This window comes from Acinetobacter gandensis (assembly GCF_001678755.1).
Classification (GTDB): Bacteria; Pseudomonadota; Gammaproteobacteria; order Pseudomonadales; family Moraxellaceae; genus Acinetobacter; species Acinetobacter gandensis.
The window spans coordinates 146,246-171,327 of record NZ_LZDS01000023.1; the positions used below are offsets into that span (position 1 = coordinate 146,246).

General features: G+C 41.0%; 30 protein-coding genes. 18 read left to right on the top strand and 12 right to left on the bottom strand.

Annotated features, from left to right (window positions below; translation table 11 throughout):
• Nucleotide 1 precedes the first annotated feature (1 nt).
• The 3 genes from tatB to A9J31_RS07815 all read left to right on the top strand — a co-directional run bounded on the left by tatB (nt 2) and on the right by A9J31_RS07815 (nt 3,654).
• A complete protein-coding gene (gene tatB / locus A9J31_RS07805) occupies nt 2–469 on the top strand; it encodes a Sec-independent protein translocase protein TatB (protein WP_067763701.1) in 468 nt (155 codons plus the stop codon).
• Nucleotides 466–1,254 carry a twin-arginine translocase subunit TatC gene (tatC, locus tag A9J31_RS07810; protein ID WP_067763704.1) on the top strand — a complete coding sequence of 263 codons (789 nt, stop codon included), beginning with the start codon at nt 466–468 and terminating at the stop codon, nt 1,252–1,254. The genes tatB and tatC overlap by 4 nt, the downstream gene beginning before the upstream one ends.
• Before the next feature lie 195 nt (nt 1,255–1,449).
• Nucleotides 1,450–3,654, top strand: a complete 2,205-nt coding sequence (locus tag A9J31_RS07815) for a PhoX family protein (RefSeq protein ID WP_067763707.1) — start codon at nt 1,450–1,452, stop codon at nt 3,652–3,654.
• A gap of 48 nt (nt 3,655–3,702) precedes the next feature.
• Here A9J31_RS07815 and A9J31_RS07820 read toward each other — a convergent pair whose 3' ends face one another.
• A complete protein-coding gene (locus A9J31_RS07820; RefSeq protein ID WP_067763710.1) occupies nt 3,703–4,482 on the bottom strand; it encodes an NRDE family protein in 780 nt (259 codons plus the stop codon).
• Between the two features lie 93 nt (nt 4,483–4,575).
• On the opposite strand from A9J31_RS07820, the gene lgt reads away from it, so the two are divergent.
• The 3 genes from lgt to A9J31_RS15405 all read left to right on the top strand — a co-directional run bounded on the left by lgt (nt 4,576) and on the right by A9J31_RS15405 (nt 6,273).
• Nucleotides 4,576–5,385 (top strand): prolipoprotein diacylglyceryl transferase, encoded by an 810-nt coding sequence (gene lgt, locus A9J31_RS07825; protein WP_067763713.1) that lies wholly within the window; start codon nt 4,576–4,578, stop codon nt 5,383–5,385.
• A 129-nt stretch (nt 5,386–5,514) separates the two neighbouring features.
• Nucleotides 5,515–5,907 (top strand): hypothetical protein, encoded by a 393-nt coding sequence (locus A9J31_RS07830; protein WP_067763716.1) that lies wholly within the window; start codon nt 5,515–5,517, stop codon nt 5,905–5,907.
• Nucleotides 5,908–6,273: a hypothetical protein gene (locus tag A9J31_RS15405; protein ID WP_081410294.1), complete on the top strand. Its 366-nt coding sequence runs from the start codon at nt 5,908–5,910 to the stop codon at nt 6,271–6,273.
• Between the two features lie 77 nt (nt 6,274–6,350).
• Here A9J31_RS15405 and A9J31_RS07835 read toward each other — a convergent pair whose 3' ends face one another.
• A complete protein-coding gene (locus A9J31_RS07835) occupies nt 6,351–6,869 on the bottom strand; it encodes a peptidoglycan amidohydrolase family protein (protein ID WP_067763719.1) in 519 nt (172 codons plus the stop codon).
• Nucleotides 6,870–7,419: 550 nt separating this feature from the next.
• Here A9J31_RS07835 and thyA point away from each other — a divergent pair.
• The 5 genes from thyA (at nt 7,420) to msrA (ending at nt 11,193) form a co-directional block, all read left to right on the top strand.
• Nucleotides 7,420–8,262, top strand: a complete 843-nt coding sequence (gene thyA / locus A9J31_RS07840; protein WP_067763722.1) for a thymidylate synthase — start codon at nt 7,420–7,422, stop codon at nt 8,260–8,262.
• A gap of 96 nt (nt 8,263–8,358) precedes the next feature.
• Nucleotides 8,359–8,871, top strand: coding sequence for a dihydrofolate reductase (locus tag A9J31_RS07845; protein ID WP_067764140.1), 513 nt, complete (start codon nt 8,359–8,361; stop codon nt 8,869–8,871).
• Nucleotides 8,872–8,896: 25 nt separating this feature from the next.
• Nucleotides 8,897–9,967: an Lnb N-terminal periplasmic domain-containing protein gene (locus A9J31_RS07850; protein WP_067763741.1), complete on the top strand. Its 1,071-nt coding sequence runs from the start codon at nt 8,897–8,899 to the stop codon at nt 9,965–9,967.
• Between the two features lie 84 nt (nt 9,968–10,051).
• Complete coding sequence (locus tag A9J31_RS07855) at nt 10,052–10,507, top strand: META domain-containing protein (RefSeq protein WP_067763744.1); 456 nt, start codon at nt 10,052–10,054, stop codon at nt 10,505–10,507.
• Between the two features lie 161 nt (nt 10,508–10,668).
• Nucleotides 10,669–11,193 carry a peptide-methionine (S)-S-oxide reductase MsrA gene (gene msrA, locus A9J31_RS07860; protein ID WP_067763747.1) on the top strand — a complete coding sequence of 175 codons (525 nt, stop codon included), beginning with the start codon at nt 10,669–10,671 and terminating at the stop codon, nt 11,191–11,193.
• A 53-nt stretch (nt 11,194–11,246) separates the two neighbouring features.
• Here the strand turns inward: msrA and A9J31_RS07865 are convergent, their stop codons facing one another.
• The 5 genes from A9J31_RS07865 to A9J31_RS07885 form a co-directional block, all read right to left on the bottom strand.
• Nucleotides 11,247–11,651: an ExbD/TolR family protein gene (locus tag A9J31_RS07865; protein ID WP_067763750.1), complete on the bottom strand. Its 405-nt coding sequence runs from the start codon at nt 11,649–11,651 to the stop codon at nt 11,247–11,249.
• Nucleotides 11,651–12,274 carry a MotA/TolQ/ExbB proton channel family protein gene (locus A9J31_RS07870; RefSeq protein WP_067763754.1) on the bottom strand — a complete coding sequence of 208 codons (624 nt, stop codon included), beginning with the start codon at nt 12,272–12,274 and terminating at the stop codon, nt 11,651–11,653. The genes A9J31_RS07865 and A9J31_RS07870 overlap by 1 nt, the downstream gene beginning before the upstream one ends.
• A 30-nt stretch (nt 12,275–12,304) precedes the next feature.
• Nucleotides 12,305–13,069 carry a TonB family protein gene (locus A9J31_RS07875; RefSeq protein WP_067763757.1) on the bottom strand — a complete coding sequence of 255 codons (765 nt, stop codon included), beginning with the start codon at nt 13,067–13,069 and terminating at the stop codon, nt 12,305–12,307.
• Between the two features lie 211 nt (nt 13,070–13,280).
• Nucleotides 13,281–14,147 (bottom strand): formyltetrahydrofolate deformylase, encoded by an 867-nt coding sequence (purU, locus tag A9J31_RS07880; protein WP_067763760.1) that lies wholly within the window; start codon nt 14,145–14,147, stop codon nt 13,281–13,283.
• A 79-nt stretch (nt 14,148–14,226) separates the two neighbouring features.
• The gene (locus A9J31_RS07885) at nt 14,227–14,928 is read right to left on the bottom strand and encodes a TetR/AcrR family transcriptional regulator (RefSeq protein ID WP_067763763.1); all 702 of its coding nucleotides are present in this window, start codon (nt 14,926–14,928) and stop codon (nt 14,227–14,229) included.
• 117 nt (nt 14,929–15,045) lie between these two features.
• Between A9J31_RS07885 and A9J31_RS07890 the strand changes: the two genes are divergently transcribed.
• The 5 genes from A9J31_RS07890 to A9J31_RS07910 all read left to right on the top strand — a co-directional run bounded on the left by A9J31_RS07890 (nt 15,046) and on the right by A9J31_RS07910 (nt 19,414).
• The gene (locus A9J31_RS07890; RefSeq protein WP_067763766.1) at nt 15,046–16,494 is read left to right on the top strand and encodes a coniferyl aldehyde dehydrogenase; all 1,449 of its coding nucleotides are present in this window, start codon (nt 15,046–15,048) and stop codon (nt 16,492–16,494) included.
• Between the two features lie 162 nt (nt 16,495–16,656).
• Nucleotides 16,657–16,893, top strand: coding sequence for a 50S ribosomal protein L28 (rpmB, locus tag A9J31_RS07895; RefSeq protein WP_000048256.1), 237 nt, complete (start codon nt 16,657–16,659; stop codon nt 16,891–16,893).
• Nucleotides 16,894–16,905: 12 nt separating this feature from the next.
• A complete protein-coding gene (rpmG, locus tag A9J31_RS07900) occupies nt 16,906–17,061 on the top strand; it encodes a 50S ribosomal protein L33 (protein WP_001205031.1) in 156 nt (51 codons plus the stop codon).
• A 142-nt stretch (nt 17,062–17,203) separates the two neighbouring features.
• The gene (locus A9J31_RS07905; RefSeq protein WP_067763769.1) at nt 17,204–18,922 is read left to right on the top strand and encodes a cation:proton antiporter; all 1,719 of its coding nucleotides are present in this window, start codon (nt 17,204–17,206) and stop codon (nt 18,920–18,922) included.
• 264 nt (nt 18,923–19,186) lie between these two features.
• Nucleotides 19,187–19,414: a hypothetical protein gene (locus tag A9J31_RS07910; protein ID WP_067763772.1), complete on the top strand. Its 228-nt coding sequence runs from the start codon at nt 19,187–19,189 to the stop codon at nt 19,412–19,414.
• Between the two features lie 69 nt (nt 19,415–19,483).
• Here the strand turns inward: A9J31_RS07910 and A9J31_RS07915 are convergent, their stop codons facing one another.
• The 4 genes from A9J31_RS07915 to A9J31_RS07930 form a co-directional block, all read right to left on the bottom strand.
• Nucleotides 19,484–19,762: a hypothetical protein gene (locus tag A9J31_RS07915; protein ID WP_067763775.1), complete on the bottom strand. Its 279-nt coding sequence runs from the start codon at nt 19,760–19,762 to the stop codon at nt 19,484–19,486.
• A gap of 104 nt (nt 19,763–19,866) precedes the next feature.
• Nucleotides 19,867–20,370, bottom strand: coding sequence for a DUF6586 family protein (locus tag A9J31_RS07920; protein ID WP_067763778.1), 504 nt, complete (start codon nt 20,368–20,370; stop codon nt 19,867–19,869).
• Between the two features lie 123 nt (nt 20,371–20,493).
• Nucleotides 20,494–20,748, bottom strand: a complete 255-nt coding sequence (locus A9J31_RS07925) for an RNA recognition motif domain-containing protein (RefSeq protein WP_067764143.1) — start codon at nt 20,746–20,748, stop codon at nt 20,494–20,496.
• Nucleotides 20,749–20,833: 85 nt separating this feature from the next.
• A complete protein-coding gene (locus A9J31_RS07930) occupies nt 20,834–22,822 on the bottom strand; it encodes an ATP-dependent helicase (protein ID WP_067763781.1) in 1,989 nt (662 codons plus the stop codon).
• Nucleotides 22,823–22,919: 97 nt separating this feature from the next.
• Between A9J31_RS07930 and A9J31_RS07935 the strand changes: the two genes are divergently transcribed.
• On the top strand, nt 22,920–23,303 hold the full coding sequence (locus tag A9J31_RS07935; RefSeq protein ID WP_067763784.1) for a hypothetical protein: 384 nt from the start codon (nt 22,920–22,922) through the stop codon (nt 23,301–23,303).
• A 65-nt stretch (nt 23,304–23,368) separates the two neighbouring features.
• On the opposite strand, the gene A9J31_RS07940 is transcribed toward A9J31_RS07935, so the two are convergent.
• Nucleotides 23,369–24,499, bottom strand: coding sequence for a glycerate kinase family protein (locus tag A9J31_RS07940; RefSeq protein WP_067763787.1), 1,131 nt, complete (start codon nt 24,497–24,499; stop codon nt 23,369–23,371).
• 83 nt (nt 24,500–24,582) lie between these two features.
• On the opposite strand from A9J31_RS07940, the gene A9J31_RS07945 reads away from it, so the two are divergent.
• Nucleotides 24,583–25,032, top strand: coding sequence for a carboxymuconolactone decarboxylase family protein (locus A9J31_RS07945; protein WP_067763790.1), 450 nt, complete (start codon nt 24,583–24,585; stop codon nt 25,030–25,032).
• Nucleotides 25,033–25,082: the final 50 nt, after the last annotated feature.

Below are 25,082 nucleotides of genomic sequence, written 5' to 3' on the forward strand. Positions count from 1 at the left end.
CATGCTAAATATTGGAATGACCGAGCTGCTGTGTTTTGCCATTATTGCATTACTGGTACTCGGTCCGGAAAAACTGCCTGAAGGTGCGCGTTTTGCAGCCAAATGGTATGGCAAAATCAAACGCTTGATTAGTAATGTACAAACCGATATCGATCGCGAATTACGCATGTCGGAATTGCGAGAAGAAATGCAAAAAGAAATGCAGCGTATTCAGCAACTTGAAGCACGTATGCAAGCGCAAATGAATGAGTTTCAACAATCGCAACACCCCATAGAACTGACTGCAGTAAAACAACAAGTAGCAGTCGCACCTGAGAATAAAAATACATCCCCTCGTTATCATTATATTGAGCAGGTTCAAGGGCATCATTTAATGATACGCCAAGCACAGTTTCAATATTCTTATGTGGATTCACGTTCTAGATTAACGACACGCAATACAATACAAGACTTTAAGGTGGCAGTATGACGGATCTATCGCTGAATAACTCGGGCAACAATCACAGCAATAGCATTCCTGATTTAGAAGAAATGCCGATCACGCGTCATTTGGTCATTTTACGTCGTCATTTGATGAAAATTACTGCCCTGATCTTATTGCTCTTCTTTTGCCTTTTACCCTTTGCAAATCAAACTTATCAATGGATGTCAGCGCCACTACGTGCGCAACTTCCTGTCAGTTCATCCATGATTGCAACGGATGTCACAGCAACATTTATGGCGCCATTTAAGCTAAATTTTTTCGTCGCTTTAATGCTAGCCATGCCTTTTGTGATTTATCAGCTGTGGGCCTTTGTAAAGCCTGCGCTATACGAAAAAGAACAACATCTCGCCATACCCTTGTTGGTTGGCAGCATTAGTCTATTTTATTTAGGCATTAGCTTTGCTTATCTCGTCGCGCTGCCATCCATCTTACATTTCTTTATAAGTGTTTCGCCTGATACCGTCGCGCCCATGACAGACATCAACAGTTACCTGAGTTTCTGCTTAAAGCTGTTTTTAGTTTTTGGCCTGACTTTTGAGATTCCAATAATTACCTTAATTTTAATTTTAATAGGTGTGGTCTCAACACAAACCTTAGTCGAAAAACGCCGTTTTATTATTGTGGGCTGCTTTTTTGTTGCAATGTTCGCTACCCCACCCGATGCACTTTCAATGATTATGTTGGCTGTGCCCATGTGGATGCTATTTGAACTAGGGCTATTTTTTGGAAAAATTTTAGAAAAGCGCCGAAGCAATACGACGAGTACTTAATAATCACTATCGTATTTTAATCGATTACAACTCAAGGCAGCTGACACTGCCTTTTTCTTTTTAAACCATAAATCAGCTTTGCTCTGTAAGCGAGTTTCATCTGTTTGCAATATAAACTTCAAGACCCTGTCATATTTGCTCGATAGTTTGTTTAGAACTTCTATTCACCCAGCAAAATTTTGCCAGGATTTTTTCATGACAAACATGCCTTATAACGAAGATCAAGAACTTGATAACAACACGTCGAACAATATTCATTTCCGTGACATTTTAGAACAACGTATTAGCCGCCGTAGCCTAATTGCAAAAACTGCAAGCGGCGCAGTTGCCTTAGCGCTTGCTTCGTCACTCAGCGGCTGTAATGATGACAATGACTCAAACAATAACAACACGACCCCGCCTACCGTCGATCCAAATCAAAAGCCAAGCACATTTAACTTTAAACCAGTGAATAAAAATTTAGACGACATTGTGACTGTGCCAGAAGGTTATCAGGCCAATGTACTGTATGCTTTGGGGGATTCAATTAATCCAGCCTATCCAGCTTGGGATGACAATAACATTCCTTCAGGTCCAAGTTTTCAGTTCCGTTCGGGCGACTGTCATGATGGTATGAGTTTTTTTGGACTCAACACCAGCTCTGGACGTTATGATCCAAAGCAATCTGAACATGGCTTATTGGTCATGAACCATGAGTACATCAACCCAACGTTCCTACACCCACAAGGTCCAACAAAGCCTGAAGGCCGACGCCCTGAAGACGAAGTAATCCGTGAAATGAATGCACACGGTGTATCCATCATTCAACTAAAAAAAGATAAAACATCACAAGCTGTTGCATTGGTACAAAATTCGGTCTTTAACCGTCGTATCACAGCATCAACACTCATGGATTTTAAAGGTCCTGTTGCAGGTTCAACATTAGTCAGCACCAAGTTTTCAAGTAATGGACTACAGACACGTGGCACACATAACAACTGTGGTAATGGCTACACTCCTTGGGGCACGTACTTAACGACCGAGGAAAACTTTATTGGTTACTTTGCTCGAAGCAAAGAAGATGATGCAAAACGTAAGCCTGAGGAAATCATCGCTTTGAACCGTTATGGTTTAAAAGCAGGTGCAAATTCACGCTACGGTTGGGAAACAGCGATTGCAAATACTGAATCACAGGATTTATTTGACCGTTGGTCTGCCAATGCTCTTGCTACACAAAGCAGCGAAGATTACCGAAATGGGCCAAATACCTTTGGCTGGATTGTAGAAATCGACCCATTTGACCGTCGTGAAAATCCAGTAAAACGTACAGCACTTGGACGTTTTGCCCACGAAGATTGCCGTGCAAGCCGTTTACGTGAAGATGACAACCTCGCTTTTTACATGGGCGATGATTCACGTGGTGAATACATCTACAAATTTGTATCAGATCAAAAGTGGAGCAATAAAGACATCAATGGCGGTTACACCGCTGGTGATAAATACATGAACAATGGCAAGCTTTATGTTGCCAAGTTCAGCAATGATGGTAAGGGTCAATGGATCGAGTTAAGCTACAACGTGAATGGGTTGAATCAAACTAATTCTGTATATCCATTTAGCTCACAAGCTGATGTACTAACATTTGCTCGCTTAGCTGCTGATGCTGTTGGTGCAACAAAAATGGATCGTCCAGAATGGGTAGCCGTTAACCCTGAAAATGGCGAAGTCTATGTGACCTTAACCAATAACTCGAATCGCGGCACGACTCATGCGCTAGATGCTGCCAATCCACGAAACTATACCGACCCAGAAGGTGGTAAAGGTAATGTCAATGGGCATATTATCCGTTTCCGTGAAGATGGTGATACCACCACTGCAAGCAGCTTCACTTGGGATATCTACCTATTTGGTGCTGAAGCAAAAATGGCCAGCAACATTAACCTGTCTGGTCTGAATGATAACAATGATCTATCTTCACCTGATGGCATGTGGTTCGACCCTCGTGGCGTACTTTGGATTCAAACGGATGACGGTGCTTACACCGATACCACCAACTGCATGATGCTAGCTGCACTTCCTGGTCAAGTTGGTGATGGTGCGAAAGCAACAACTTCGTCTGGCCAAGAAACCATTGTGGGTGCTCAAATCAATGATGAAAAATTACGCCGCTTCCTTACAGGTCCAAAGGAATGTGAAATCACAGGTGTAACCATGACACCCGATTACAAGGCGATTTTCATTAATGTACAGCATCCTGGTGAGGATTCAGTATCTTATGCCGAGCCAAGCAGCCATTGGCCTGCTTCACAGACGAATCCATCTGCGAAGTCGCGTCCACGTTCTGCAACAGTGGTTATTACACGTAAGGATGGTGGCGTGATTGTAGGTGAAACCGTTCAAGAAAAACCAAAAGCCAGCTAAATAGACCTAAAGCCTAACAACCAATGCCGACAAATTGTTGGCATTTTTTTATGGCTGTAGCTCTAGTCCAATTTGAGTAATCTGTCCTTGTTGTACGCCTTGCTGCTGCTTTTCCTGCCAGTGCCACTGTGAAGTTCCCATACAGAGTAAATTGGAGCAACGCGTACCGTACACTGGACTTTGTATAAAGGTAGACGATAGCAAATGTTCCATTTCCGGCTGAATGCCCGTATTAGGTAAAAGCTCAGGAATGATTTTTCGCTCATCTTCCAAAATATCCCAAGCTGCCGCATCGATATCGTACTTCGGTTGCTGACTTTGCAGCATCGGCAATAATTCTTGCGTAAAGCGCTTACGCAAATGGCGGGTCTTTTCCCAATGTTCGGTCATTAATCCATTGGAAGTGACATAGACCCCTTTAGCCAACACTTGCGGTGCTTCTCCGCGGTTGCTCATATACACCGCTTGCTGACGATCACCGACAAATAAATTGAAGCCGGCATAGTCACATTGCTTTTTTTCTAAGTCTTGGGCAAAACGAATCGGTGTTTGTGTAGATTCTAAATACTGTTGAATCAGCTCGCCACGCGAAGTCGGATACGTCTTCTTATCCTGTCCATCTCGAAAATTAGTTACGATGGCCCACCGACCGCTTGCCGTAATCCCCATCCAAGTACCACCTGACTGCAAATCTTGTCCCGCAATAATTGGACTATCCGCCCATTGTTGCAAACTTGCAGTGGGGCGCTGGTAAAACTCATCTCGGTTTGAAATCAGACAAAGTGGTGTGTCATCCAACACCTGCCAAGCAAAAGCCACGATGCACATAATAGACTCTCAAAATCTTTACACATTGAATGTACAACATTTTTCCAAGCTTTCAGCTAAAATCTGTGCAAAACATAATGACAAGGAACAGCAATGCTGACTTATCCAAATATCGACCCTGTGGCGATATCACTGGGCCCTTTACAGGTGCACTGGTATGGCCTGATGTACTTATTGGCATTTTTATTTGCTTGGGGGCTTGCGACTTACCGCGCTAAACAGCGTGGTTGGACAGCAGAAATGGTCTCTGATCTGATTTTTTACGGTGCTTTGGGTGTGGTTGTTGGTGGTCGTATTGGCTATGTATTCTTTTACGGCTTTGAGCAATTCCTTGCCAATCCCCTCTGGCTCTTCCAAGTCTGGACTGGTGGTATGAGTTTCCATGGTGGTTTCTTGGGTGTGATGATCGCCATGCTGCTGTGGTGTAAGAAATACAAAATGACGTGGTTTCAAACCCTCGATTTTATTGCACCCTGTGTCCCTACAGGCTTAATGTTTGGTCGAATTGGTAACTTTATTGGTGGTGAACTCTATGGCCGTGCGGTAAGCGACCCAAACTTTGCATTCGGCATGATATTTCCGACAGATCCGCTGCAATTGGTACGCCACCCCTCTCAACTTTACCAAGCGTTGTGTGAAGGCTTAATTCTATTTATTGTGTTGTGGTGGTTTAGTTCTAAACCGCGCCCACGCTTTGCGGTTTCAGCATTGTTCCTGATTGGTTATGGTATTGCACGCTTTACCGTGGAATTCTTCCGTGAACCGGACAATGGTCAACTATTCATTGGTTGGATGAGTAAGGGACAATTCTTAACAATTCCAATGATTCTGATTGGTCTATGGATGATGTGGTATGCCTACCAGAAAAAAATATATGACTGGGGCCCACAAAAAAATAGTTAATTAAAAGCAAATTTAGCGAGGCAATGCCTCGCTTTTTTATGTGCTGTATTTTCTCTTCAATACAGTCACTGAACTCAATGCTCGAACTATGCTAAAGTTTAGTTTGCTTATTTCAATAAACATACACTTATGCTTGAATTTTGGTTCGATCCGACGGTTGCTGTAGTAAAGAAAGTCTTATTTTTTATTGCAATGGTGGTACTTACAGGTGTGCTGTATTGGATGGAGCCATTAAAACTCGATGCCATACTTATGTTCTTAGGCACTGGTGTGATTTTTTTGATTTGCCGTTATTGCAAAATTCATTTTGCCTCAAAAAATCCGACTGGCTTACTCTACCGCCTACTCACTTGGATTCCGATTGCGCTGTTACTTGCCTTGGTCTTTATCAACATGAATAATGGTGAAATTCTAATTCCAGGTGCACAAGGTATTGGCTTTATGGCATTGGCAATTTGCTTACTTTCCCCCATTGCCCTGCTCAATAAAAATAATCTAACGCATGACGACGGAAAGGCATAAATGCTAGATTTTTGGTATTCCGAACGTTGCACACGCCAAATTAAACTCATATTGTGCATAGGCACGTGTATTCTCATTTTTATCTGCTCAGAACAAGCACAATTAGCGCCCATTTTTGTGGGACTCTGCCTCGTCATTGGTTTAATGATTGATGTGCTTTATACACTAAGAATAAATCAACTCAAAGCGCTTCCACAGGCATTGAAATGGTGTTTGGCTATTCTGCCTATTCTATGTTTATTGTGCTTAATCTATTTTTTACCCAATGAAATGCACGGCCTATTGGTACTGCAATGTATCAGTTTTACTTTAATTGGATTTTTTCTTGTCTCGATATATAGCCATCGTGCGAAACGTTTTGATTAAAATCTTGATTCGCATACCACTTCGCATTGAATATTAATCTCATGAAGTGAAAGCAATTGAAACTGAAATTGGGGGGATTACTGCTGCAAACGGTAATAGGTATATTTGACATTTGGATTACGGTAAACCGCATAACCAGACTGACGATAATCTGACACCCAGCCATTGCCTGAATATGCTGCAATGTGCCCATAACGGCTGCTTTGATTACGGTCAATAATATAAATGTCGCCTTTCTTTGGACGATCAAAAGACAAGTTAATTTTCTGATAACCAATTTTTTGAAGTGTACTACCCCAATCTGCTGCAGCAACAGGATGCCCATTAAAACGAGCACCCGCAGACTCTAATGCCAAACGCACACTGCGTGCACATTTTTGCGTACTCGATTGGCGGGTAATGCCCTGTAAAAATCCTGTAAGACGATCGATATCGATACGCTGACCATTTTTAGAAATCACATTGGAGGATGATTTTTGTTCAGCTTTTGTGCTGTTCGGTCTTCCCGCATTTTTGCCAGACTGAGAACGAATTATGATGTTTGCTTGAACTGGAGCATGCACTTCACTCAAGTTTACGTTGTGATCATAAGCCATTCTAAAACCCACACTCCTGCCTTATTTTGAGGCACTTCAAATTTGATAACGGCAGTGATAGTAACCCCTAAAGAATGTTTTTTCATGTAAAAAATGTAAGATTTCTTAAACAAATAGCTTAAAAGTGCCTTAATTGCTTACTAAGCCAACAAGGTCAAACATTAGTTAAATTCTTAATTTATAAATCTTATTTTCAATCTTAAAATTGTCATTACAAAAAATAAAACATGTTTAATTTTTAATCAAATCTACATAGCATTTGCAGTAATTCTTTGCTGATAAAATGCAAAATCCATCACAATGTTATTCTTTGTACAGCATCATTAATGCCATCAAAAGTCGTCTTCCGCTCTCATTTAAATGATCAACTTTATAATGCACCATTAGAAAAAAACAGCCTGATCGAGCATCAATTTAAAGTCATCACTTTAGACTTATTTGAGAACGACCTATCAAAGATCTGTCATTTTTGCATGCTTGCGAGTTGTTTCATCAACATCAAAAACACGCTAATATGTGCCTCAAGAAATTCACCCACTATGAGAGAGACATGCGCCAATATTTAGACCTTTTACAACACATTCTCGACAACGGCGGCGATAAAGGCGACCGTACAGGTACGGGGACTCGTTCTGTATTTGGTCATCAAATGCGTTTTGATCTTTCTAAAGGTTTCCCTTTACTGACCACTAAAAAGGTTCATTTCCGCTCAATTGTGATTGAACTGTTGTGGTTTTTAAAAGGTGACACTAACGTTAAATACCTACAGGACAACAAAGTTTCAATCTGGGATGAATGGTCAACGGCGGAACAAACTGCACGTTTTGGTCGTCCTGAAGGCGAACTGGGTCCTGTCTATGGTCATCAATGGCGTAATTTTGGCGCAACCAAAAAAGTGGATGGTTTATACGAGCAAGATGGGTTTGACCAAATTAAATGGCTTGTGAATGAAATTAAAACCAATCCAAACTCACGCCGCTTAATTGTGTCGGGTTGGAATCCAAATGAAGCGGGCAATGTTGCCTTACCGCCATGCCATACATTGTTCCAATTCTTTGTACAAAATGGAAAACTGTCTTGTCAGCTTTACCAACGCAGTGCAGATGTATTTTTAGGCGTACCATTTAACATTGCAAGCTATGCGTTATTAACCCATATGATTGCACAAGTTTGTGGTCTAGGTGTCGGTGACTTCGTGTGGACAGGTGGCGATACCCATTTATATGCCAACCACTTCGAACAAGCGCAACTCCAATTAAGTCGTGACCCGTTAGAACTGTGCCAATTAAAATTAAATCCTGAAATTACAGATCTCTTTGATTTCAAATTTGAAGACATTGAAATTGTAGACTATGAATCACATCCTGCGATTAAGGCACCAGTTGCGGTTTAAAACATAATTTCAGAATGAAAAATGAAATCCCGCTTTGCGAAAAGCGGGATTTTGCATTTTAATAGAGACACTTTTTATGTGTGTTTGAGTTTAGGTATGTCATTCCAAAATTTAGAAGTGGTTCATGTGGTTGCAATGGATCAACAACACTGTATCGGCAAGGGTAATGACTTACCTTGGCACATCTCCGCTGACTTAAAACATTTTAAAGAAATCACCCAAGGTGGCGTTGTAGTGATGGGACGCAAGACTTTAGAGTCGATGGGACGTACCTTACCAAAACGTGTCAATTGGGTGATTACCCGTGATACATCTTGGTCTTTTGAGGGCACTAAAGTTGCTTACAGTATTGAAGATGCCTTAACTCAGGCCGTTGCTGATGTAGCCACATCTGACAAACCAACCAGTATTTTCATTATCGGTGGTGGTGAAATTTTTAAACAAACGTTGGATATTGCCGACCGTCTTGAACTGACGCATGTTGAATTGGATGTGCAAGGCGATGCACACTATCCAGAAATACCTTCAAACTTTAAAAAAGTCGCTTCAGAACAACATATTGACGACAAAACCAATATTGCTTTTGAGTTCGCAACTTACCGAAAATAAAGCAAAATCCCAAGAAAAAATAACTATGCAGCAGTATGACAAAAGCTACATTTTAAAAAGAATAGGCAGCAGTACCCTGCATGCTTTATTTAGTTTGTTTGTCATCTGCTCATCCATTTGGCTGTGCTTGGCCTTATGGATTCAACTACCTGCTGGCTGGCTCGGTAGTCGTATCATTATTGGTATTTGGATTGCCTTCGCATTAAGTATTCTTGGCATTTATATCACCCAACATTTCTTTAGTCGCCGTAAAGACGTTCTGATTTATATTATTGGCTTTGTTTGTAGCTTATTTTGGTATTTTGGCATGGCACCACGCCAAGACCGTGACTGGAATCCAGAAGTTGCTGAAATACTACATTATGAAAAGCAAGGCGACCTGATCACCTTACACAATGTACGAAACTTTGATTGGCACGCCGATGGCTCCTATAGTGCACGTTGGGAAACACGACAGTTTGATCTCAGTAAAATCAATGGGGTCAATATTGTGACTTCTTACTGGATGGGGCCTCAAATTGCCCACACTTTGGTGAGTTTTGATTTTAGTGACCGTAAACCACTGACCTTTTCGATTGAAATTCGTAAAGAAAAGAATGAAGAATTTTCAGCGATTGGCGGTTTCTTTCGCAAATATGAACTTAGCCTGATTGCATCGGATGAAAAAGATTTAATTTATACGCGGAGCAACACTCGTGGTGAACAAGTTTATTTCTTTCCCGTTGATATGCCTAAAGCTGAAATGCAGGCTTTATTTGTTGAATATTTACATAAAGCTGATGAGCTACAAAAGCAACCTAAATGGTATAACACCCTAACTTCGAACTGCACCACATTGGTTTTTGACATGGTGCAAGCCGTTTCAAAGCACGAATTACCAACCGATTATCGCTTATTTGCTTCAGGTTATTTACCTAATTATTTACATGACTTACAAGCGATCAATCCGCAATGGGATATGAAAACTTGGTACCAAAAAGCCCACGTCAATCCACGCGTATCTCAACTCAAGCATTTAAGTAGCCAAGAATATTCCGAAAAAATTCGGATGGGATTGCCACATAGTAATAGTGAAAATAACGTCAATCATTTTTAAATTTTTAAAATTGATACAATTTTTACTGGCTGTCATGCACATTATTTGTTTATATAGAACAAGTGCATTCTAAAGAGAATTTCCATGTTAAAACAATTATTTGTCATTGCAGCACTGTCTTCTTCTCTTGTTATTTCAGGCTGTGAAACTGTTCCGCCACAAGACAATGTCACCACCAATCTTAACCAACTCCAAAACCGCACATGGATTGCGACTTACATCGGCAATCAAGAAATCAAAACTGCACCAAGTGCCCACAATATTCCAAGCCTTCAATTTGATGCCGCAACAAAACGGGTATCAGGTGCGGATGGTTGTAATCGCATCATGGGTAGTTATAACGCAGGTAAAGATACTTTAACTTTCGGCCCACTTGCAGGTACACAAATGGCATGCCTCAATAATAATGGGCTAGATCGAAAGTACAATGAAGCACTTGCCAAAGTGACGCACTATCAAGTGTTTGGTAAAACACTCAAATTGTTAGATCGTTATGGTAACCCACTGATTCAATATGAAAGCGCAGTACAACCACGCTAAACTCATTTATAAAAAGCCTGCATTTGCAGGCTTTTTTATTACTGATCCGTCAATAAAAGTGCTTTTTTGACACAGAAATTTGCTTTAAATATACAGACGTATATTGCAGTAATTGGTTATAACCCCCATATAAAATTCAGAAATGAATAATAGGTATAGATATGCAACAGGCTGTTTTTGGTGGTGGCTGCTTTTGGTGTGTAGAGGCAGTCTTTCTACAACTCCTTGGTGTGGAAAAAGTCGTGAGTGGTTATGCCGGTGGTCTCACTGTTAACCCGACCTATGAGCAAATTTGCGATGGCGACACACAACATGCAGAAGTAATTCAAATACATTTTAATGAGAGTCAGATTAGCTTTAGTCAATTGCTTGATGTTTTTTTTGCGACGCATGATCCAACGACACTGAACCGCCAAGGCAATGATGTTGGCACACAATATCGCTCAGTAATTTATTATCAAAATGAATTACAACAGCAAGAAGCACAACAACGTATAGATGAACTCAAGGCTGAAGGACTCAACATTGTGACTGAACTCAGTCCAATGCCAAGCTTCTATCCTGCCGAAGACTATCATCAGAACTTCTTCGCACGTAATCCGAATCAGGGTTACTGCAATTTCTCAATTCCACCCAAACTAATGAAGCTCCGTAGTAAATTCCAAGATTTACTCAAGTCAGAGTAATTATTTTATAAAAAAAAGCGACCTTTTAAGGTCGCTTTTTTTTTATTAGAAACTTAGTTATCACTGGCAAATGCAATATCGCTGAGTCCGGCTCCACTCGCACGAGACATCACTTGCGCTACAGTGTCATAACGTGATTCTTTATCTGCTTTTAGCACTAACGCAGGTTTACGCTCTTGTTGACCCGCTGCATTTAAGCGGCTTTCTAGGTCTTGAAGGCTGACGATATCGCCATTCCAAGCAATATCCCCTGCTGAGTTAATGCTGATCGTCACACTTTCAGGTGGCAGATCAATCACTTCCGCAGTCGTTTGTGGCAAGGTTAATGGAATTGATGGGTTAGCAACAGTTGCTGTCACCAAAAAGATGATCATCAATACCAACATAATATCGATGAGCGGAATGAGGTTCATCTCATTCATGCCAGCATCGTTGTCTTCACCCAATTGAAAAGCCATTAAGCTTGACCTCCAGCTAAACTTTGCTGAGTTGCTTTAACGTCATCTTTCTTTACAGCAGATTCTTGTTGCAACATGGTGTCAATTAATAGGCCATGTGCTTGATCTTGCAATTCATTTGAAAGTGTACGGTTAAAACGAACACAGATGTTATATGCCAATACAGCAGGAATTGCGACAGCTAGACCTAAGCCCGTCATGATCAGTGCTTCACCTACAGGTGTTGCCACTTGCGCTAAGCCCGCTTGACCACTTTTACCTACTGCAACAAGTGCATGGAAAATACCCCAAACTGTACCAAACAAACCTACGAATGGTGCAATTGAAGCAATCGTACCTAAGACTGAAACGCCCTTTTCTGCATTGGCTTTTTCAACTGAGATTTGACGTAACAATGCTTGTTCAGCTACAGCTTTGCGTTGCTCAAAACCAAGAGGAGTAAGTTTTGCTTTCAGTTTAGTTAGTGCATCTGCAAGGTGATCATACGCTACTTGCTTTAACTGACGAGTGCCCATAATGCGCAGGACAAAAACGGTCCAAGTCGCAATCGACATTGCGAGTAACACGAAATACAGTGTTTTGCTGACTGCATCTGCATGTTGCCAATAAACTGAAAAGTTCATATTCGAACTCCTAATGGGTTAGCCGGAATCTTATTTAAGTTTAAAGTTAAATGGTTGATCTACACGCGTCGGCGTAGCCACACCATTATCTATATATTTGGACAAACGTGCACGCTTCACGGCAGCCGTTACTTTACGGTTTACCGCAGCGCCACAAGTTGAGTTTTTCACTGTTGCAGATTCAATCTTACCTTCTGCACTCGCTGAAATTGCCACTTCAACAGAGCAAGATGCTTTCAACTCACCATCTTCAAATTGTACATTTGGCGATTTGATCCAACTTACCCCATTACCAATACTCACTGTCTTAGGCGTTGGTGGCGCAGGCGGTGCTGGAGGTGCAGGTGGTGGTGAAACAGGTGCAGGCGGTTTTGGTTCAACACGCACGACTTTAGTTTCAGACACTACAGTTGAAACAACCGGTGTTGGAGGAACATTTTTGACCGCTTCAACTGTTGGTTTTGGCGCATCTTTCTTTTTCACCTGTTCTACTTTTTCCACTTTTTTCGGTGGAGGTGGTAGCGGTTTATCTACAATTTTGACTTCTTTTGGCTTCGGTGGCTCTTTCTTCGGTTCTGGTTTTGGTTTCGGAGGTTCAGGTTTCTTCTCCTCCTTAATTTTCACAAAACGCACCTTAATCGGGTCTTTATCAACCGGTTTCAGTTCAGGTGTTTTCATGTTGCCAACAGCCCACAATACCCCCACATGCCCAACCACAACGGCAACGAGTGCAGTAATGATTTTCTTTTTCATTGGGTTTGAAGATTGCATCATTGGAGCGGGAGATTGACTCATTAAAATCAGTTACCTTGAAGAAGCGACTACAGTTCAATTTTTGAAAATGCAATCATGCTCATCGGTTAGCACAATTAAAGTACCGCAATAATAAATGAGAAGTGTTTTCATTTGCAACTATTAATTCGGTCGTTTTTATGACTTTTTTTAATCACAAATAAAAAAAGGCATACCTATTGTATGCCTTTTTTTTGTTCGATGTGTATCCGAATTATTGGAATACCACCGTTTTATTACCATCTACAATGATACGGTCTTCTAGGTGCCACTTTACTGCACGTGCGAGTACATTACGTTCGACGTCTTGACCTAATTCACGTAATTGCTCAACCGTAAAGTCATGACTCACACGCTCTACGTCTTGTTCAATAATCGGACCTTGGTCTAGGTCAGCAGTCACATAATGCGCTGTTGCACCAATCAGTTTCACACCTTTTTCATGCGCTTGCTTATATGGATTTGCACCAACAAATGCAGGTAAGAAAGAATGGTGAATGTTGATGACTTTCATTTCCCATTTTTGAACGAATTCTTCATCCAAAATCTGCATATAACGTGCAAGTACAAGTAAATCATTACCTTGCATCAACTGATCAATTTGCTCATACGCTTCACGTTTGTTTTCTTTGCTCACAGGAACAACTTCAAACGGAATACCAAAGTTTTCTACCGACTCACGTAATGTTTCGTGATTTGAAACAACTTTGGTAATTTCACATGCCAAACCGCCACGTGCATGACGCCAAAGTAGCTCTAGCAAAGCATGGTCAACTTTAGATACTAAAATACCGACTTTCTTAACATCACTCACCAAAGCCAAACGCCAATGCATGCTGTAACGCTCTGCCACGTTTGATGCGAAGGTTTGGGTTAAGTTTTCTTTACGGCTTTGTAAGTTATCTAGCTCAAACTCAACACGCATGAAGTAACGCCCGCCCTGAGCTTCAGTGGCATATTGATCAAGTGCAGTAATATTTGCACCTTGATGATACAAAAAGCTCGATACAGCTTGCACAATACCCGGTTTATCTTCACAAGTAATGAGTAAGCGTGCTGTGTTAGCGGTCGACATATTCATGTTGGTTTATATCACTAATCAGTTAAATTGAAAAAAGAGCCGAGTATTCTAACCCTTTTTAAAGCCAGACTAAATAGTCTTATTCAGCTTCCGATTTTTTTGCACTAGAAAGACTGGCAAATAAATCTGATGGCCCTAGGGTTTCTAGCAGACGCTCATAGGTTTCACGGCTTTCACCACGTAAATACGCACCTTCCAAAAACACCATTTGACGCAATGCCTGCCAGACCCACTTTTCTTCTAAAGTATTTGAGTCGGTAATATGGCCAGACATATAAAGGAAGTTGGTCCAGTTGGTCAGTACAATCCATAAATTGATGGTCAAAGCCTCAATTTCAGATTCAGTCATTTGCATTAAACCAGCATCAACGAAGGCACGATAAATTTTTTGACCTTGCTGCATGACTTGGCCTGCAAAACGTGGGTACATTTTGCGGAAGTCTTCGTTATTTTCCACCAAATGATAAACATCACGGTGTAGGAAACGATAAGCCCATAATTGACTACTTAACACCTGAAAGTAACGAATCTTGTCATTGGCATCCAATGCACGATCGTCAGGTAAAGCTAACATTTCCAAGGTTTCTTGCTGATATTGCTCCATCAACTCCTTAATAATTTCACTTTTATTACGGAAGTGATAATACAAATTACCCGGGCTCATACCGAGTTCAGCTGCAATGTGATTGGTTGTGACTGAACGCTCTCCACGCTCATTAAACAACTGCAAACTCAGCTGCAAAATACGTTCTTTCGTTTTTAAAGTTTTGGTGTGAGACATCCTAAAACAACCATTTTTTCAATGTATTAGAACCCTAACACATAAAGTAACTTGACTATTTAGAGTATTTGCTCTAAAAATTTAATTAATCGCTAAATTTCGATATGGTCGTGCGACATGAACAGTCAGACAAAAACAACTTCAATGACACCACATTCTTTTGATAACCAACACTTAAATGACATGTTGGAACAGCAAAAACAGGCTTACTTACGTTACCCATTGCCAACGGCAAAAGAGCGTATTGACCGTTTGGCTCGGCTTAAGCGTATCTTAGTTAAGTATCAAGATCAATTTGCTGATGCAATTAATCAAGACTATGGTAATCGTTCTGTCGGTGAAACCAAGATTGGTGAGCTGCTCACCTGCCTTGAACACATCAAATATTATAGCAAGCATTTGACTGACTGGATGAAACCATCCAAACGTCATGTCGGCATTATTCATCAGCCAGCAAAAGCATGGGTACAATATCAACCACTTGGCGTGGTCGGTATCATTACTCCATGGAACTACCCACTGCTTTTGTCTATTGGGCCACTGATTTGTGCCTTGGCAGCGGGTAACCATGCCATGATTAAAATTTCAAGCTCATCTGCAGCATTTGGTGCCGTGCTTGAAAAAGCCTTAGCTGAAGCATTTCCACAAGAGCTGGTGGCTGTTGTAAATGGCGGCGGTAAAATTTCAGATGATTTTAGCCATTTGGCTTTCGACAAGATGATTTTTACGGGCTCAACTAACGTCGGTAAAACCGTGATGGCAGCAGCTGCAGAAAATCTCGTCCCTGTCATTTTAGAGCTTGGTGGTAAATCACCTGTACTGGTACATCCGTCTATTGATTTAGCAGATGTTGCCCAACGTCTTGCGGTTGGTAAATTATGGAATGCCGGTCAAACTTGTGTTGCACCTGACTACGTGTTCTTACCACGTGGTAAAACTGCTGACTTTTTAGATCACTACAAAGTTTGCGTTGAAGCGATGTATCCAAGTATTGCTCATAATCAGGACTATACTTCGATTATTAACGACAAGCAGTACAATCGCCTACAAGGCTATTTAGAAGATGCGCGTGATCAAGGTGCACAAATCATTAGTTTCAACCCGCAACAAGAAGATGTCGATGTTGTGCGCAAAATTGCACCAACTGTTTTGACGGGTGTCACACCAAATATGCAAATTATGCAACACGAAATCTTTGGTCCAATTCTTCCAATCATGGAATATGATCAAATAGATGAGGTTATTGCTTTTATTAATAGCCGTCCTCGTCCACTTGCATTATACTACTTCGACTTTGATCAGGCGCGTGCCGACTATGTCGCGCAACGTACCCATTCAGGACATTTCGGACAAAACACGGTATTGACTCATGTTGCTCAGGATGACCTACCATTTGGTGGGGTTGGTGCCTCGGGTATGGGTAAATATCATGGTCCAGAAGGTTTCTTCAGTTTGTCGCATGAACGCTCGGTAATGTCGAATCCAAAACTCTATAGTTTGAAATTCATTCTGCCACCGTTTAATAAGCCGATTCACAAACTGATTTCGAAGACACTTCTTCGATAAACGATCAAGGCATGAACGATCACACCAGTTGATGCTTCGTTTTGTGGAAAATCGCTTGTCTTTTAAGCGCATTTTTGGTATAAAACGCCCCTTGAATGAATTCAATGTTTTTTTTGACTGGCCATACAGATTTGCTGTTGGCTAAATCAATGGAGTTACACCATGTCTAAGGTTTGCCAAGTTACCGGCAAGCGTCCAGTCGTTGGTAACAACGTCTCACACGCCAACAACAAAACTAAACGCCGGTTCGAGCCGAACCTGCATCACCACCGTTTCTGGTTAGAAAGCGAAAAACGTTTTGTACGTCTTCGTCTAACTACAAAAGGTATGCGTATTATCGACAAATTGGGTATCGAAAAGGTTGTTGCTGACCTTCGTGCTCAAGGTCAAAAGATCTAAGGAGCTACGAACATGCGTGATAAAATTCGCCTAGTTTCTTCTGCTGGTACAGGTTATTTCTACACTACCACTAAGAACAAACGTACTATGCCGGAAAAAATGGAAATCAAAAAATTTGATCCAAAAATCCGTCAACACGTAATCTTCAAAGAAGCTAAAATCAAATAATTTTAGTTTTTTGAAAAAAACGGCCTTTCTGGGTCGTTTTTTTTTGCATTTTTTTTATTCGAATTGTTAAACTTTCAAGGTATTTTTTGGCATTTTTCGTGCTTGTAATTTTTACCCTTAACCTTGGCTTAAGGAGTTTTTAGTGCCTCATGATGTAGAACTCATAATATTACTCGCTGTAGGCTTTGGCTTTGCCCTCATTTTTGGCTATGTCGCCGCACGCCTACGACTTCCTCCCCTTATTGGCTACCTCATAGCCGGTATCATTATTAGCCCAAACACCCCGGGCGTCGTCGGTGACATTCACCTCGCCAATCAGCTTGCAGAACTTGGTGTTATGTTCCTGATGTTCGGCGTGGGTATGCATTTTTCACTGAATGACTTGATGCAGGTCCGACGGGTTGCATTACCTGGTGCCATATTACAAATTACCGTTGCAACCCTTTTAGGTATGGGTATTTCAATGCTTTGGGGCTGGAGTATGGGGTCAGCATTGGTCTTCGGCTTAAGCCTGTCCTGTGCGAGTACTGTAGTTCTACTCAAAGCCCTAGGCGACCGTGGTTTACTCAACTCAGTAAACGGTAAAATTGCCGTAGGTTGGCTCTTGGTCGAAGACCTTGTAATGGTTCTCGTATTGGTTTTATTGCCAGCAACAGCCGTTCTGTTAGGTGGCCAGCCACTAACTGAAGGCGGCTCAGATGAAAATATTTGGCTCACCCTAGGCATTACATTACTTAAAGTCGCAGGCTTTATTGCCTTCATGCTCATTATTGGCAAACGCCTCGTCCCAATGATTATGCAAGTCGTGGCGCGTTTAGGTTCTCGCGAATTATTCACGCTTACTGTTGTTGCGGCGGCTGTATCAATCGCATTTGGTGCTTACAAAGTTTTTGGCGTATCCATGGCGCTAGGCGCATTCTTCGCAGGTATGGTGGTAAAAGAGTCTGATTTCAGCCACCGCGCTGAAGAAGAAACCCTACCTTTGCGTGAAATTTTCTCCATCTTGTTTTTTGTTTCGGTGGGTATGCTCTTTGACCCACGAATCTTAGTTGAACAGCCCTTACACGTATTGGCAGTTGTTGCCATCATCATGATTGGTAAGACTATTGCTGCAATGGCGTTGGTATTGTTCTTCCGCTATCCAATCAATACTGCCCTAACCGTAGGCGCAAGTTTGGCGCAAATTGGGGAATTCTCTTTTATTCTAGCAACACTCGGTGTTTCGTTAAATTTACTGTCACTTGAAGGACAAAATTTAATTTTAGCCGGTGCATTAATTTCAATTACCCTAAACTCGTTTATATTTTCTGCTATTGAGCCTGTGCAAAAACTGATTCGTGAGCGCTCGAATTTGGCTCGTTTACTGGAACGTAGTGGTGACCCATTAGCGATGCTGCCAGATGAGGTTTCACAAGACTACCTACGCGATCAAGTGGTGTTGATTGGTCATGGTGAAGTCGGTCGTCGTATCACACGTGCACTCATGAATGAAGACATTAAAGTAGTCATAGCCGAAGAGAACCGTGAAATCGTTGAAAATCTGCGTGAAAAAGGTATTGCAGCTGTTTCAGGTGTAGCAACGGAACCTGGTGTATTGATCCAAGCTCATATCCAACATGCTCGCCTGTTGGTCATTTCACCGATGGATATTTTAGATATTCATAAAATTGTGGATATTGCGAAAACACTTAACCCTTCGATTCAAGTACTCGTTTGTGCAGAAAGTAAAGAAGAAGCCGAAGTGATTCGCCGTGAAAATATTGGTGAGGTGTACTACGCCAAAGAAGAAATGGCCAAAAATATGAGCAATCATATTTTGAACCAAATTCAAATTGCACACCATCAAACACCAACACATTAACATTCAATAATTTTGCATATTCGTGCATGAATGTTCGAAACATAAAAACCTGAGAAGGCGATACAGCATTGTGTCCCCTTCTTCATTTTTATCAACATTGAACAAAGATAAACTTCTTAAACAGATATAACGATTTGAATTTTAATAGTAGTTTTAATTTTATACAGGATAAAAATACGATAAGATGATGACTAAATAAGCTGCCTCAAGCAGTGTTATAGCATCTCTAAAACTGAACTTAAAAAATCAAATTGAGTAAATAAGATGTTCCTGATGTATTTAGGCTTTGCCATTATTTTTATCGGTGCCATTGGATTTTTAATTGCCGCATTTAGAACAAGTATTTTATGGGGAATAGGCTGTTTACTCTTTTATCCAATATCAATTGTATTTCTTATCCTGTATTGGTCTGATGCAAAAAATCCATTCTTCTTACAGCTGATCGGTATTTTTATCGTATTTTTAGGTTCAATGACGATTTCACCGACTTAAATCCATGACTTACTTAGGGTTAAATAAACAATAAAAAACGCACCGATGGGTGCGTTTCTTTATATACATTCAGCTCATATATTTAGGCTTTTCATCCACCACTTCAGCATGCCATTCATCAACTTGCTTTTCCAGCAAGCCATAAAGCGCGGCCTGAATCATTTGCTGGGCGATCACATTCATTTGCTCACCCAAAATCGAGCGTAATTCTTCATTAAACTGAATAGTTACCAAAGGTTCACTTTCAGAGCCTGCATTACGTAATGCCAGCTCACCACCTTCTAATTGGACCAATTCAAGAATCGCTTCCTGATTTCCAAATAACTCTTTCAATTGTTCTATCGACATACATCCTCCATGTACCACATGGTGACAAAGGCATGAGCGCTTTGCATTACCTAGATCATCTTATATCGGGTTGAATTTTATAAATTCAAGCGTCAATGGTCAGATTAAAACTCCACCATTTCATTACGAAAGCCATCAATCAGCTGTGTCAGATCACGATGCCATTCACGCAAAATTGCTGTATCTGGTAACCAAGCCTGTGGTGTTTGAGTCACTTTGATAATCAAATTAGATGAAGTCTCATCTTCTGGTTCAGGCGCTGTCGGCTCTGGTGCATACTGACAAAAACGATAGGCACGTTTTAATTCAGCAATAAAGCCCTGCTTAGCCAATTGCTGCATGACAGTAACTTCAGGTGAAACCTGTCCTTTATCTGCCATCAGGTTCTCAATGGACTTCAAGGTTGGTGCTAGATCATTTAAACGATAGTAACGAACCAGTTCTTGTAAGAAGGCTAAAACGGCGCCATGCAGATGAAATACAGCAGCCTCTCGATGTGCTTGTGCTTGTTGAACATGATCGGTCTGCTCTGCCTGTTGACACGATAAACGCGCAAAATAGAGTTTTTGATTGGTACGATCGGCATGAAAGCGAGCAACACGAGACATGAGGAAATATTCCTTAGTATTTAAAAAAATTTTGGCTTATATAACTTAAATGGCATATGCCATTTTCACAATCAAAATCATCAATTTTTACGCATAAAAAAAGGAGCGACTTGCTCCCTTTTTTTATTTTGCTTCAGGCTTATCTTCAGCTGCCTTAACGCGAATGCCCATACCTTTCACTTTTAAGGTATTCAGACCTTTGATCGCTTTAATCGCTTCACGGCCATTCGGCATATCTACAAAGCCAAAACCTTTAGACTTATTTGTGCCTGCATCCATAACAACTACAGCAGACTTTACAGTACCAAATGGTTTAAACAGTTCAACCAATTCAGCCTCAGTAATTGAACGCTCTAAGTTACGTACTAAAATATTCATTAAATTTCCCAAATAGACAGCATCATCAAAAAGCATGGTCTATTTTGCTTTTTAACTTGCGTGTAAATCACGACAAAGATCTATTTTAATCGAGATCGATGCCAAAATCTAAATTAATCGATTTTCTTTCGATTAACGCACTTTTTACCGTTTGTTGACGAGTTTTATAATGGGTTTCTAAGCTACATAAATTTCGGGTTAAATCATTTAAGAAATAACTTTCTACTTTCCGCCCTTGCTCATCTACAGTTTCACGTGCCCAATGATTTAAGTTTTGCTTGGTCAGAATCAATTCATTCTGCGCACGTGTGAGGGCCACGTATAACACACGACGCTCTTCTTCGACTTCATCAAAATTACCTTGCGCGCGCGCATGTGGATATTGCCCCGGCGTCACATTTGCCACATAGCAAACCTTTTGTTCTGTCCCTTTAGCAGAGTGAATGGTAATCAAAGTGACCACATCACTATCTGATTGCCGTTCAATTTCAGAAATAGACACAGGATCGAGCACATACTCTTCCAGAAACTCACTGAGCTGTGTATGCTTTGATGCCAGTTGCTTAACCAAATCAAAATCACCCTGACGGCGGTTCCAATCTTTTTTATAGTTTTCTGCCAATTGATCAGAAATCGCTTGAACAGCCAAGCTTACACATTCTTTGACCTGATCTTTCAACACCGACATTTGCTTCATCATCAAAATGGCTTGATCTGGGACTTTGCCAAATTTTTCTAGCTTTTCACTAATCGCCTGCGTTTCGGGATCAAGTAATATTTGCTGTGACAGTTTGCTCGCGCCGACATCACCCACGCCATTCCACAGCGTCAGAAAACGCATCCATGCAATATCATCTAATGGATTCGCCACCACACGCAGTACACTCAGTAAGTCTTTTACATGGGCTGTTTCTAGTAGTTTCATACCACCAATAAAGCGATATGGCACATTTGCAGCGATACACGCCGCTTCAATATGTCGTGCAGCAAAACTAGAGCGCACTAAGACCATGTGATCTGACCATTTACTACCTTCAAGGTAGTGTCGCTCTTTAATATCAATGGCAATCCATTTGGCTTCATCAAATTCATTTGGGAAAATGTGCATTTTCGGCTTCACACCCTCCCCTCGATAAGCATCGAGTCTTTTGTCGTATTTGATTTCGCTTTCATCTAGCAACCAATTGGACAGGTCTAAAATTCCTTGGGTTGAACGATAATTTTTTTCGAGTTTGAAAATCTGTGCGTCGGGTACACGCTCTTTGAAATGATGAATATTTTCAAAATCTGCACCACGGAAACCGTAAATGGACTGTGCATCATCGCCAACACAGAACAAACTGACACGTTCCTTTAATGGCTCAAGTAATGCCCATTGCAGTGGATTGGTATCCTGCATTTCATCGACCAACATGTGGCGACAAATCGAAGCCACATAATCCACCAAACCATCTGACTCAGCTAAGGCTTTCGCGACAATCGCCAAGATATCGTCATAATCTAAAAAACTACGCGCACGTTTACGGGCTTCGTATTCTTTCATGATATCCGCGATTTGATCTTTTAACGCAAAGTACTCAGGCATTTGCTTTTCCATGGCAATGCTGAGTTTCTGACGTGTATTCCGCGCAAAGGAATACAGATCACAAAGTTCTTTCGGCTTGGGCAAGTGATTGGGGTTTTTCTTATCATCACGACCACGAATCAGGCGGAACATCATGAGTTGATCATCACGATCAATAATCGAAAACTGTTCTAGACCAAAGGCTTTGGGAATGCGGCGTAATAGGTACATACAAAAGGTATGAAAAGTCGATGCTCTTAAACCTTTGGCCTGCTCACCAAGCGCAAGTTCAACACGCGCGACAATTTCACTGGCCGCACGGCGGGTAAAAGTCAAAATTTGAATTTGATTGGCAGGCATGCCTTGATCAATTAAATAGGCAGCACGCGCCACGATGGTTTTGGTTTTACCACAACCTGCTCCTGCCAAAACCAAGCTATGCTGTGCTTCTGTTGTTGCGGCTTGTTTTTGTTGAGGATTTAATTCATCAATCAGGTTGGCTAAACTCATATGTACTCATCATTTCATGGATAGGTATAGTTTAGCAGATTGAAAAAAAATACATGCTAATGTAGGATCAAAATTAAAACTAGAAAACGATAAGTTTATGAAAAATTTTAAGCTAATTAACCATTTCCTTCAGCCAGTTTTATTACTCATAATATTTACAAATCATCCATCTTATGCAAAAAAATTGACTCAAACTGAATTTGATCACTTGATAAGTAAAAATAATCAGAAAGGAATTCAACTCCATGATGATCTAGCTGTAGCTCTAATTTCTGGCAATCATAAGCTTATATCCGATAATTTATGTGCAGCTTATAAAATGAGTAAAGCACAATATGAAATTGCTTCAGAGAATTCTGAATTATTAAAAGCGAAACGGGCAAAAGAAAATGCAATAGAAAATATAAAAAACATTGAAAATATAATTCCAAAAAATCAAAAACCAATGGAAAAATATTGCAAAGATTTTCAACAAAATTAATCATATTTTCTAACTATGATTATCTTAAAACTCACTAGATGCATGCATAAATTTTACCTTGATTTTTATTTCAAACATCTCATCACATTTCTACAGCAATGTTCCAAATTTAGTTCCGCATATTTTAATGCATCCTCCAGCTTACAATCTGGTGGATTAATCCCAACAATCTGTGTGAAACCTAAATCATAGAGTTCTGCTATTTCCTCACCCACTAGACCAGTAAAGGCGATCACAGATTTATTATACTTTTTTGCAACTTGCGCCACACCAAATGGTGTTTTACCGAACTTGGTTTGATAATCAATTTTCCCTTCACCAGTGAGCACAAAATCTGCCTGTGCTATTTTTTCCTTCAACTGACTTTGTTCAATGACCAATTCCACACCTGATCGCATCGATGCACCTGCAAAAGCCATCAACCCAAAACCTAGTCCACCTGCAGCACCTGCACCTGCTGCATCACGTAAAGCACAATCCAGAGTCGCTTCAACGACATCGGCATAATGACTGAGCTTCTGATCTAACTGACACACCATCTCCTGCGTTGCGCCTTTTTGCGGGCCAAAGATATAGGATGCACCATTTTCACCACATAATGGATTAATGACGTCGCTGGCAATGATGATCTCTGTATGCGTTAAACGTGAGTCGAGCTGCGTCAAATCAAGACTTTTAATTTGATCTAGACAACCACCACAAACTGCTACTTCCAAGCCATTTTCATCTAAAAATTGTGCCCCCAAGGCCTGCGCCATACCTGCACCGCCATCATTGGTCATACTCCCGCCCAAGCCAATGATAATTTTACTTACTCCGACGTCTAGAGCAGCCAGGATCATTTCGCCCGTACCATAAGTGGACGTCAATAAAGGATTCCGCTGAGCAATATCCACAAGATGAATACCATTGGCTTTTGCCATTTCAATTACCGCAGTTTGCCCACCGTCAATCAAACCGAAATACGTCGTCACACGTTGATTGGGCAAAGGACCTGTAAGCGCTATCGCCACTTTTTCACCGTGGCAAGCACTGAGTAACGCATCTACAGTTCCCTCACCACCATCTGCCATTGGCACAGCGATGACATTTGCATCTGGTATGAGCTTTAAAATTGCACGCTGCATCGCGTCACAGGCTTGTTGAGCACTCATACTTTCTTTAAATGAATCGGGCGCAAGAACAAAAGTGGTCATCTAAATGCTCAAAATAAAACTTGTCCTCAACCATAACGGTTTTAAAATAGCAGGTATATCTAAAAACATCAGAAAGGCTCGAAATGTCACGAATCAATCTAGGTCAGTCTGCACCTGAGCTATATAAAAAAGTCGCAGAACTTGATGCACTGGCAATGCAAAAAATAAATGAAGCAGGCCTAAGTGAAGGACTAGCTCATTTACTCAAATTACGTGCATCCCAAATCAACGAATGTGCATTCTGTATTCGCATGCATGCGCAAGATGCACTTAAAACAGGTGAAAGCATTGAACGTATTAGCCTACTGAATGCATGGCGTGAAACAGCGTACTACGATGAAAAAGAACGTGCGGCTTTAAGCTTGATCGAAGCGATTACATTGATTGCCGAAGGCCAAGTTCCTGATGCAGTTTATGAAGATGCCTTGCCATTTTTAACGGATGATCAAATCAGTGCGATTGAATGGCTCGCAATTGTCATTAACACATGGAATCGTATCGCCATTAGTAGCCGCTATAGCGTGAAACCTTAACGGGTTGCACATTTCAAGTGAATAAAAAAAGAGTGCTGAGGCACTCTTTT